The organism is Bacillus cereus group sp. TH152-1LC, from assembly GCF_027710505.1.
Classification (GTDB): Bacteria; Bacillota; Bacilli; order Bacillales; family Bacillaceae_G; genus Bacillus_A; species Bacillus_A mobilis.
The window spans coordinates 51,417-63,334 of the sequence record NZ_JAQFNK010000020.1; the positions used below are offsets into that span (position 1 = coordinate 51,417).

The following is an 11,918-nucleotide window of genomic DNA, read 5'->3' on the forward strand; positions in this document are numbered from 1 at the left end:
GGCATTTTTCAGTCTATAAAGTGTGGAAACATAAAGTATAGAGTTTCTGTGAGATTTAAGGAGGATATAATGAAGAAAAATATTTATGTTGTTGGAGCAGTAATTGTTCAAGATGAGAAAATTTTATGTGCACAAAGAGGGCCATCTAAATCGCTACCTCTTATGTGGGAATTTCCAGGTGGGAAAATAGAAGAGGGAGAAACACCTCAAGAGGCGTTAAAGCGTGAAATTGATGAAGAAATGCATTGTAGCGTGCAGATTGGTGAGCAAATTGATTATACAGCCTATGAGTATGATTTTGGTATTGTTCATTTGAAAACTTTCTATTGTAAACTTGTTGAAGGAAGTCCAGTTCTAACTGAGCACGTAGCAATTAAATGGTTATACCCGAATGAACTAGCAGCTTTAGAGTGGGCACCTGCGGATATCCCAACTATTGAGAAGTTATCAAAAGAATCGCTTATAAAGTAATTTGATAAAAACTATCCGTTTTAGGCGGATAGTTTTTTATATTGTAATAAATTTGCACTTTAAATCAGTGAGTAATACAATTAATATAAAAATTTGTCATAAATGGTGATCATATGGAGAATTTTATTCAAAAATTAGAGGGCTCTTTATATAAAGGGTTTATTAATCAAAAACATAATCATCCTGGAATATATAAGCCTAAATTATTAGTAAACAATACGAAGAAAAATGAAAATGTTTTAAGTTCATTGTTGGAGGAGCTAGAAAATAGTACATCCTTTATTTTCTCAGTGGCTTTTATTACGGAAAGTGGACTGGCGACTTTAAAATCGCATTTCCTTGATCTTAAACAAAGAGGGGTTAAAGGACGTATATTAACATCTACATTCTTAAATTTTAATACACCAAAAGTGTTTAGAGAATTAATGAAACTTGAAAATGTAGAAGTAAGATTAACAAACTTATCTGGTTTTCATTCAAAGGGGTACATATTTGATAATAAAACACATTGTTCATTAATTGTCGGTAGTTCAAATCTGACTGCACATGCTTTGAAGGTAAACTATGAATGGAACGTCAAGTTAACATCGCATGAAGATGGAGAGATAGTACAGCATTTTAAAAATCAATTTGAAGAAGTCTGGGAGCACTCTCAAGTATTAACTGAAGAGTTAATTGCAAATTACGAAACAATATATGAACAAGCTGCAGAAAATAAGTTGCTAGATCGAGTTATAGAATTACCTGGTCAATATCATAATGCAATTGAAGAAGCGTTGAAAATTACGCCAAATAAAATGCAACAAGCTGCGTTAAAAGAAATACAAGCTATTCGAGACGCTGGAAAAGCAAAAGGCTTAGTTATTTCCGCAACAGGAACGGGTAAGACATATCTTTCAGCATTTGATGTCAGAAATTTTGCACCTAAACGGATGCTATTTATTGTTCACCGAGAGCAAATATTAAATAAAGCAAAATCAGATTTTCAAAAGGTTCTTGGTGGAGCCGATGAGGACTTTGGCGTTTTATCAGGATCAAATAAGCAAATAAATGCTAAATATTTATTTGCGACAATCCAGACTATTGCAAAGGAAGAAAATTTACATCAATTTGATCCTGGGCTATTTGATTATATTTTAATAGATGAAGTTCATAAAGCTGGTGCTAGTTCTTATCATAGAGTTATTGATTATTTTAAACCGAAATTTTTAATGGGAATGACTGCTACACCTGAACGTACAGACAATTTTAATATTTATGAGCTATTTGATTACAATATTGCTTATGAAATTCGTTTGCAAGAAGCGCTTGAAGAAGATATGCTTTGTCCTTTCCATTATTTTGGAGTAACTGATTTTGAATATAATGGTGAAAAGATAGATGATACTACAGTTTTATCTAAACTTGTTACGGAAGAGCGAATGGATCATGTAGTTGAAAAAGTAAAATACTATGGTTATTCTGGTGAGAAAGTAACAGGATTAATGTTTTGCAGCCGAAAAGATGAGGCAGAACAATTATCATATGCCTTAAATAATAGAGGTTTTCGCACATTTGCATTAACCGGCGATCATTCCCAAAAGGAAAGAGAACTGCGGGTGAATCAATTAGAAAATGGCGTACTGGATTATATTTTAACAGTAGATATTTTTAATGAAGGAATTGATATTCCAAGTGTTAATCAAGTTGTCATGTTAAGACAAACTCAATCAAGTATTATCTTTATACAGCAGCTGGGGCGTGGACTTCGAAAACACGATTCGAAAGATTTTGTTACGATCATTGATTTTATTGGAAACTATAAAAATAACTATTTAATTCCGATCGCTCTTTCGGGGGATAGATCACAAAATAAAGATAATATACGTAGATATACAAATGACACGAGTTATATTAAAGGTATTTCAACAGTCAACTTTGAAGAGATAGCGAAAAAACAAATCTTTAAAGCGATTAATAATAGTAATTTAACAGCAATGAAAGTATTAAAGGAAGCTTTTGCTGAGTTGAAAAATAGAATAGGAAGAACTCCATATCTATATGACTTTATAGTAAACCATTCTATTGATCCAGTTGTACTTGTAGAAGGATATTCGAACTATTATCAGTTCTTATTGAAAATGAAAGAAGACGTCCCTGCATTAACAGAGTACGAAAATAAAGTTTTAACGATGTTTTCATTGGAAGTATTGAATGGAAAACGTAAAAACGAAATTGTTTTATTAGAATTGTTACTAAAGCAAGAAAAAGTTGATAAAGATGAGTATATAAAACAACTTGAAAAATCTAATTGCTTAACAGATGATGACACGATTACTTCTGTGCAACGAATTTTTGAATTAGGATTTTTCTTGCAAAACAGCCAAAAGAAATATGGAGAAAAGCCAATTCTCTCTTTACAGGCCGATAAGACGTATATGTTTAATGATTCTATCCGAAAAAGCTTAGAACAAAATGAATACTTTAAGCGTATGGTTATGGACATTATTAAAAGTGCAAGGGAAAAGAGCAAAAACTATGAGTGTGATAGTAACCTTACTGTATATAAAAAATACTCAAGAAAAGATGTTTGTAAACTTTTAAATTGGCATAATGATGAGAGCTCAACTATGTATGGTTATAAGACAAAGTACTATACTTGTCCAATATTTATCACATACCATAAAAATGATGAGGTAGAATCCAGTGTGGACTACGGTGATGAATTCCTTAATCAAGATGTTCTTAAATGGTATACAAGAAGTAATAGAACATTAAAATCAAAGGAAGTTCAAACAATTATTGATGCTAAAGAAAATAATATTGATGTCCATATTTTTGTGAAAAAAGATGATGACGAGGGAAGTGACTTTTACTATTTAGGAAAAGCGAGACCTGATAAAGCAAGTGTAGAACAAACTGAAATGCAAGATAAAAATGGAAAAGAACTACCTGTTGTTACGATGAATATGATTATGGAGAAATCGATGGATAATAAGCTTTATGATTATTTAAAGGATGGTAATGTTTTGTAGGTGGGTTAAGTATTTAATGCCAGCATGTCCTTACAATGATTAAGAAGTAGTATTGGTAGAAAAGATGAGGCTGTATCAAAATGACATTGGAGTATGCTTTTGATATGGCCTTCTTTATTGGGGGGGGAATGTGTTTTTTGCTGGTTTTCATGCGTCCATTTCAGTGGTGTGAGCAGAATGTAGTGAATCTTCTCCTGTTAAGAGGTAGTGTGTGCAGGATGTTTAGATTTGGATTGATTATGAGAGTTGGCTTGTTAGTATTCGGAGAGATAGACGGGGAAAGAAGTTTTTTTAAAGTTGGTCGTTATGGATTTTTTAATGTTTTTATAACCTTGGAAATTGATAAAATAGAAGATAACGATATTTGTATTATGAAAGAGGAGAGAGAATAATGAAAAACGTTTATGAAAAAATTATGGAATTCCGCGATCAAAGGAATTGGAAACAATATCATGATGAAAAAGACTTGGCAATTTCGATTTCATTAGAAGCAAATGAGCTTTTGGAAAACTTTCAATGGAAAAGTAGTGAAGAAGCATTAGCTACCTCTCGTCAAAATATAAAAGAGGAGATGGCTGATGTATTTATATATTTAATTCAAATGGCAGATAAAATGGATGTGAATTTAGAGGAAGAGGTTATTCGAAAGCTAGAGAAAAACGCAAAGAAATACCCTGTATCACAAGAAAGAGAAGGGGATATTAAATGATTATATATAACGAGACATCCAAAGATTTTTTGGAGCATATTCGTGATAAACAGATTGGATATGTCTTGAAAAATAATTTGTTAAATAAAATGAATAAAGTTGTTTCGGATAGTGAAATAAGATCCTGGGAGAGGTCTTTGCCGCAAATGGCAAAATTACTCCGTGATGTGGAATTAAAGGATGATACACATGTACTGTTAGAGTATAAACTGCCTTCTACAGAGAAAAGAATCGATTTTCTTATTACTGGTCAGGATGAAACAGGAACAGATAATGCATTGATTGTTGAACTGAAACAGTGGGAAAAAGCAATAACTGCTGAGGGCGATGGAATTGTAAAAACGTTCTTAGGAGGGCGTGAGCGCGAAACAGTTCACCCTTCATATCAAGCGTCATCGTATAAAAGATTTCTCCAAAATTTTAATGAATCTTTATACGATGAGTCAGCTATTAGTTTGCATTCCTGTGCATACTTACACAATTATATTATGGATCGAGATGAGGAACCTTTATTAGATAGTAGATACGAAAGGTATCTTCAGGAGTCCCCAATATATTTTCAATTTGACGATAGGGTTTTAGCTGAAAACATAAGCAAACTAGTCTCTAATGGGAATGGTGGGGAAATTGCTGCAGCCATTGAAACAGGGAGAATTCATCCTTCAAAAAAGCTTGTAGAAAGAGCTAAGTCTTTAATTGAAGGGAATGAGGAATTTATCTTATTAGATGAGCAAAAGGTTGCTTATGAAAAAATTGTTAATATGTATGATCAAATGAAAACAAAAAAAGATCAAAAGCAAGTGATTTTGATAAAAGGTGGTCCAGGTACCGGAAAATCAGTGATTGGATTACATGTGATGAGTCACATGCTAAAGGAAGAGGCTTATGTAGAATATATTACGCCGAATCAGGCTTTTAGGGAAGTTTTACGAAAAAAAATGATTGGTACATCAGGATTTGTAGAATTAAGGGATTTATTTAAAGGATCTGCTTCTTATGTTGATACGCCAGAAAATTATTTTGATGTATTGATTTGTGATGAAGCACATCGTTTAAAAGAACATGGACATATGAAAAAGAAAATCGTGGGGGAAAATCAAGCTACACAAATCATGCGATCTTCTAAAATAAGTGTTTTTTTTATCGATGACTCCCAAAAGATATCGAAAAAAGATATTGGAAGTGTAGCTCTATTGACAGAAGAAGCAGCAAAATTTGAAGCTGAAGTTCATGTTGTAGAATTGGATTCACAATACCGTTGTTCGGGATCAGGTAATTATATTGAATGGCTAGACAGTATTTTTGGTGATGAAAATAATAATGTAGTACTTGAAGGAGATTTTGATTTTAAAGTTATATCTGATCCCCATATATTAAGAGAAGAGATTGTTAAAAAAAGAGGTGGGAGGTTATTAGCAGGTTACGCTTGGGAATGGACTAAAAATACTAAGGGAAAAGAATTGGCACATGATGTTGTAATTAAAGAACATAACTTCACTCTACCATGGAATGATCCGAATCGAATTGATTGGGCTATACATCCAGATTGTGCAGATCAAATTGGATGCATACATACAGTACAAGGCTTAGAAATGGACTATGTTGGTGTCATAATTGGTAATGATTTGGGATATGACAAAGAAAATGGCACTCTAATTATTAGAAGAGATGAATTTAAAGATAAAGGGGCAAAACCAGCTAAACCGAAGAAAGGCCGAATAGATCCGTTAATTACTCTTGTTAAAAATACATATAAGACTCTTATGACACGTGGAATGAAAGGTTGTTATGTGTATTGTTGTGATAGAGAGTTAGAAAAATTTTTAGTAGAATGTAATAGTAGATATAGCAATGAGAAATAGTTTGAATTCTTAAAAGTATTACGTAGCAATAATTGGATGATTTGAGGTGGGGTAATTAAATAACCTATTATTTGGCTATTGATAATATGGAGTATATAATGTTTATTAGATTTCGGGAGGGTTATAATGGATACAAAAGGTTTTAAAAATGCAGTTGAAACATTAAAACTATATCACAGAATTAAGAATAATGACTTAAATGTTAATTCAACTGATAATGAAGAGTTAATTGAAGAATTATATGTGGATTTATTACCTAACTTAGGAATATTAGAACAGATGTTGACGAACGAAGCAACTTTTTTGATTGGAAGAAGAGGTACTGGGAAATCAACAATTATTGCAAGAGCGCAACATAAAATTAGAAAAGAAAAACGCCATTTATCAGTGTATATTAATGCTAAATCTGTGCACGAAATGTCGAAGGTTGGTAATATAACGGCTGATTTAAAAGCTTTAGACGGGGTCTTGGATAAGGCTGATATCAGGAGATTATTACTTTTAAGGAATTTTCTATTTGCATTTGAAGAAAGTTTATTAGAAGAATTGAAGTATGAAAAATATGGGTTTTTTAAAAAGTTAACTAATCATTTTAGAAATAAGAGGTTGCAGAATTGCATTGAGGAATTAAATAGTATAATAGAAAATCCAGAATTAATTAATATTAGTAACGCAATTCAACAACAAGAAAAATCAGCTCAGACAAGCGAGGCTTTGAATGAGATAAAGGTAGCCTTAAAAACAATAGATGTAAATTATAAAGGAAATATAAAAAAGGGGAGTAGTGAAGAAAAACAAACTTCTAATATATTAGCTCGTTATTTTAATATGGGCAGTATAATTGATATTTTAAAAAAGATTATAGAAGTTTGTGAAAGAGAGAAAATATATATATTTATAGATGATTTTTCTGAATTAGATAAGGAGGATATGATTTCTTTTGTAGATGTTATAGTAAGTCCTCTGTATCACTTAGCGAAAGATCATGTGAATTTAAAGATAGCATGTTATCCTAATAGAATTTATTATGGGGATCTGGATATAGGTAAATACAAAAATATATACATCGATATGTTTGATATATATGGTAAACATAATATTTCTATACTAGAGAAGTCATCTGTAGAGTATACAAAAAGAATAATAATGAATAGAGTAGAAGCTTTTTGTTCTTCTGAAGTGGAGGATTATTTTGATATTCGCAACACGAGTATGGAGGAATACTATAAGCTACTGTATCAGGGTTCTATGAATATTATTCGTGTATTAGGACATATACTACATTATTGTTGGCTTTCAAATTTATCACATTCAAAAAAAATTAACAAACAAGCAATTGAAGAAGCTTGTGAACAATATTATTTAGATTATACAAAAAATTATTTTGATAAGAGCAGACATTCAAAGGGAGTATATGATGAAAAGTTAGACATTTTTGTACAAGAGAGTTTAATGGAGGCGTTAGTTCAAGAAGCTCAGAAAAATAAATTGCAATTGAAAGAAGCTGAAAACTCTTATTTTAAGGATTTAGATTTAGTTCCAACAAGCCATTTTATGGTAAGTTCAGATTTGGAAAATTTACTAGGTTCTTTGGAGTTTAATGGATTTTTACATAAGGTCAATGAATTAGCTTCTAAAGGAAAATCGTCATCCAATATAAAAAACGCTACAAATACAATATATGCTCTTGACTATGGCTTAACTGTTAATGAAAAAATAAAATACGGTAAGCCTAAAAATAAAGATTCTAAGTTTTATCAGCAAAGGGCTTTTGACTATACTCATATTGTTACATTTTCTTTAATAAATAACAAAAAGATTGTTTGTCAGAACTGTAAAAAGGAATTTTCAATTGAAGAGTTAGAGCTTTTGAAAAGATTTAAAATGAAATGTGATAGTTGTGAGAGTGGTATATGTCAAATAGAATACGATAGGCAACTCCGTCAGGCTGTTAAAGAGAGTGTCGATTCAGCGGTATGGTCAAACGATGAAATGGAAATAATTCATTCTATATATATACTTAATAAAAACTCTGCAGGTGAAAGAATTACTGCAACACTAATTGGTCAAGAAATAGATAGAAGCTATCAATTTGTGTCAAGAAGATGCAAAGAGTTATCACAATCTGGATATGTGAATAGGAACGGAAGCACGCCGTTTGATTATGCACTTTCAGAAAAAACTATAGAAATATTAGAACAAAGGGACTTAATATCAGAAATATAATAGTAAGGAAATTAATATTAGTTGAATCATGAGAGTAAGTTCTCATGATTTGGCTAGTAATTGAATGATAATAAAGCGCATTAGATTTAAGTATATTTAAGGGGTAATTGGAATTATTTTCTCTCGCTTAACTATCTATTGTTTTATACAAAAAAGTAACAAATACCTCTTAAATATCCGGAAATTTTAAAAAAGACCAGACAATCCATTGTGAAAAATGCTTTTCGGATGTTAACATTCTAACTCAGCTAGTATGATTTGATTGCTTTTTATTTGCTTAAGGAGTGTTTTTAAGCTAGAGAATCTGCTTTTTTGAGGCGGATATGAATACTTCGTTTTTTAATAAATTTAGGTGTATAAATACTGAGGATAGCTGGATTCTTTTGTTAAATCTATTGAGTTATATAAAATATACCTGTTGTTCTTTCTTTATGTCAGTTTAATCTTCCTTATATAGAATTTATAATGGATGTCACAAAAATAGATACTATATATGTATACTTTTTTCGTTTGTCTAACTATATATAGTTTACTTTTTGGTTTTAATAGAGTTATAATGATAATTGGGGATATTGAATATGAAATTTTTACTTTTAAAGAAAAGAGGTTTTATATGTCGATGCATCATTATTCTGTTAAGTTATTAGAATCAGAAATATCGGGTGAATTATCGCGTTTAAAAGATTTGAATATTTTTATAAAAGAAGATAGAGTGTTAGATGATGAAATCAGAGTATCTTTTCCTTTGGACTTTTATGGTGGTCTAAATGAAGATCTGTTGATAATTGGTGTTAAGGAATTAATAGCATTGTTTGATATTGTTGACAGAGAAAAAATGGATATTCCTGAAAGACTTTCAAATATTAATTATGTAGGTTTATCTGAGGATAACGAGGTTATATTATCTTTTAAAGAAAAAGATGGAATTGATGAAATTACGTCTAAAGGGATATATGATTTTACATACTCTTTTTTGAATGAAGTTTTCCAAATGGGGAAATACGGAAAATTTTGCATTAAGAACGGGTATAGGGATTTATTAAGAGAAAATATTGAGCAGTTGTTAGTGAAGTTAGGAGAAGTGGAAAAGCAATACCGTCTTTTAAAGATAGATGGCGAATATTGCCTTCGAGGTATAACCTCATTAAGATATCGAAATTATGATAACCATTTAGCTTTATATTTATCTTTATTATCAATTCATTCGTATGCAAAAGAGAATAAAAAGTTATTTACAGTTGAGACAGCTATTATGACTGATTCCGAAATTAGAGTTTTTTTCAAGCAATTAGAGCCGATTGAAATTTCTAATTTTGGAGATTTATATTTGGGTGTCTATGTTTCAAATAATGAAATTGGAGATAAAGCATTTTCTTTAGAATTAAGATATAGTATTGTTGATTCAAATGGAAATCAATTTTCAGGTATGGGTAAGCTAAACGATGCTATTTTTTATTTAAATCATTCTACTAGTGTTAGAAATTCGAAAGAGAAAATTAAAAATATTTTCACATTAAAAGAAAGACAAGATTTAATTGTAGATTATATAAGTAATATAAAAGATGCAGATAAGTTGTCGGAATCTGTAATCTATTTATTGTTTAAAAAACTTGCCAGTTCAACCCAAAAATTAAGTAGTAACACTAGATCAAATGCTAAAAAAATAAAGAGTGATAAAGTTGTTAATAATACAATGACTTTAATTGAAATTTTTAATAAAGTTGGGGAAATTACTCAAGATTTAGATGAACAAATTGTATTAGAACGCATTTATGACGAAGTTCTTTCTGAACTTCAAGCTTCTTCATAACGAATATAAAAGACATCTGTTTTAGATGTCTTTTATATTTATGTTAAACTTAAGACATGGCTTTTTCCATTATAATAGAAGAAAAACCTAACGGAGGAAATCCCATGCCAACCTACAACAAACTAATCCGAAACAAAATTCCACAAATAATAAAAGCTAACGGAAAAACACCCACAACAAGAATTCTATCCGAAGACGAATACATAAAAGAAATCTGCAAGAAAACACAAGAAGAACTAACAGAATACATCGAAGCAAAAACAAAACCCGATAAACTCGAAGAACTATCCGACCTCCTAGAACTAATCAACGCCCTAGCCGAACACGAAGGCACAACACTAGAAGAAATCAACAACATCCGAAAAAAGAAAGCAGAAGAACGAGGTGGCTTCTCAAATCGAGTTTTTTTAATCGAAGTAACCGATAAATAGCCTCCTACTAAATAATAAATTACTAAGAAAAACAAGACAAAAACTACTGCACGTAGTAGTAACTAAAAATTGGTATTTTTGTTTGGTGAGAATATCAATTTTTCTTAGTATAGATGCTAGAAAAGAAGAGGATATACGATATCATCTTCATACATAATTTGAAAGAAGGACAGCAACGCTTAAATAAGTGTTGCTGTTTTATTAACTGATAAAATTTAAATAATATATCAATTTTTTTCAAAAAAACATAATTTCAGTATCGAGTAGAGTTTTAGGACTTTTTATTGATATTAACTAATATAGTATGTTCTTGATACCTTTTAAGAGAAGTGGAAAATGTTTTTAGGGGAGGAGTGGGTGAAATAGGCGGAAATCCAATTTTATTAGAAATTATTTTTATTTTTCTTTGTAGATCTTTCTTTTGTACGGGAGTAAGGTGGTTAACAAAGTTATGACAGCAACCATCTATTATTTTATCGAATAGACGGAGAACTTTATCAAATATATATTGATGTACGGAGAGAGTGTATTGTTGTTTTAATAATCTTGTAAAAACAATATCTTTCAGTCTTTCGTTATTTAAACTTTCATCTCCGATCATATCGTTAATACAGTCTCTTTGTGAATCCTTTGAGGATTTATTAAATTCATCTAACTTGGTAAGTGTTTTTATACTTTCTACATTGTTTGCATTTATTTTTCGCTTAATATAAAGATTAGCTACGTATTCTTTATTTTCAGGATGTATATTTGTTAAATGATGGATCTCAGTTAACCCATGTATTCCAGCTCCAGATTGTTCAGCTCTAATTTTCCACTGGGTATTAACATCTTTTCCATTAATGTATTTTTTTACGGTCTTTTTTTGTATGTTACATTGCTTAGCGATATCATCTTCTGTATAACCATCATCAAGTAAAAAACTAATCATTCGTTCTACCTCATAACCTGTTTTTCTCTTGGATTTTAATTCAACACGAAGACGTTTTAGAACCCTAGAGTCTTTTGAGGTGAGTTTTTCCACTTTGCATGTTACGAATGGAACATTTAAATGTTTTAAAGCCCAAAAACGACGATAACCCTCGACTAGTATAAAACAATTAGAATTTTTTTCTTCTACAATAAGTGGTTCTATTAATCCATTTTGTTTAATACTTGTAGCAAGACTAAAATCCTCTAAATTCTTTCGGAATTCATCTTCTAGTTTAATATATTTTAAAGAGATGTTTTTAAATTTCAAAATAAACCACCCACTTGTTTTAGGTTGTTATTAATGGATATTCAAAAGGTAATTTGTACGATTACTTAACTTATAAATTTATTGTTGTAGGTACTATAAAGAGAGCGGATGGTTTTAATATACTAAAAAGAAGATAGAGTCATACAGGATTCCAT

Annotated in this window: 9 protein-coding genes; 8 read left to right on the top strand and 1 reads right to left on the bottom strand. The window is 30.6% G+C overall.

Features of this window, described 5'->3' with window-relative positions; all coding sequences use genetic code 11:
* Positions 1 to 69 precede the first annotated feature (69 nt).
* The 8 genes from PDL00_RS27935 (at position 70) to PDL00_RS27970 (ending at position 10,523) form a co-directional block, all read left to right on the top strand.
* The gene (locus PDL00_RS27935) at positions 70 to 471 is read left to right on the top strand and encodes a (deoxy)nucleoside triphosphate pyrophosphohydrolase (RefSeq protein WP_088057419.1); all 402 of its coding nucleotides are present in this window, start codon (positions 70 to 72) and stop codon (positions 469 to 471) included.
* Between the two features lie 113 nt (positions 472 to 584).
* The gene (locus tag PDL00_RS27940; RefSeq protein WP_270732661.1) at positions 585 to 3,485 is read left to right on the top strand and encodes a DUF3427 domain-containing protein; all 2,901 of its coding nucleotides are present in this window, start codon (positions 585 to 587) and stop codon (positions 3,483 to 3,485) included.
* An 80-nt stretch (positions 3,486 to 3,565) separates the two neighbouring features.
* Complete coding sequence (locus tag PDL00_RS27945; RefSeq protein ID WP_270732665.1) at positions 3,566 to 3,877, top strand: hypothetical protein; 312 nt, start codon at positions 3,566 to 3,568, stop codon at positions 3,875 to 3,877.
* A complete protein-coding gene (locus tag PDL00_RS27950; RefSeq protein WP_044306416.1) occupies positions 3,877 to 4,194 on the top strand; it encodes a nucleotide pyrophosphohydrolase in 318 nt (105 codons plus the stop codon). Before PDL00_RS27945 ends, PDL00_RS27950 begins: the two co-directional genes overlap by 1 nt.
* A complete protein-coding gene (locus PDL00_RS27955; protein ID WP_270732668.1) occupies positions 4,191 to 6,056 on the top strand; it encodes a DUF2075 domain-containing protein in 1,866 nt (621 codons plus the stop codon). Before PDL00_RS27950 ends, PDL00_RS27955 begins: the two co-directional genes overlap by 4 nt.
* A gap of 126 nt (positions 6,057 to 6,182) precedes the next feature.
* Entirely contained in the window at positions 6,183 to 8,282 is a 2,100-nt protein-coding gene (locus tag PDL00_RS27960) for a hypothetical protein (protein ID WP_087985715.1), read from the top strand.
* Between the two features lie 613 nt (positions 8,283 to 8,895).
* On the top strand, positions 8,896 to 10,092 hold the full coding sequence (locus tag PDL00_RS27965; RefSeq protein ID WP_087985714.1) for a hypothetical protein: 1,197 nt from the start codon (positions 8,896 to 8,898) through the stop codon (positions 10,090 to 10,092).
* A 104-nt stretch (positions 10,093 to 10,196) separates the two neighbouring features.
* Positions 10,197 to 10,523 (top strand): nucleoside triphosphate pyrophosphohydrolase, encoded by a 327-nt coding sequence (locus tag PDL00_RS27970; protein WP_270732676.1) that lies wholly within the window; start codon positions 10,197 to 10,199, stop codon positions 10,521 to 10,523.
* A 271-nt stretch (positions 10,524 to 10,794) separates the two neighbouring features.
* On the opposite strand, the gene PDL00_RS27975 is transcribed toward PDL00_RS27970, so the two are convergent.
* Positions 10,795 to 11,763, bottom strand: coding sequence for a ParB/RepB/Spo0J family partition protein (locus PDL00_RS27975; RefSeq protein WP_270732678.1), 969 nt, complete (start codon positions 11,761 to 11,763; stop codon positions 10,795 to 10,797).
* Between the last annotated feature and the right edge of the window lie 155 nt (positions 11,764 to 11,918).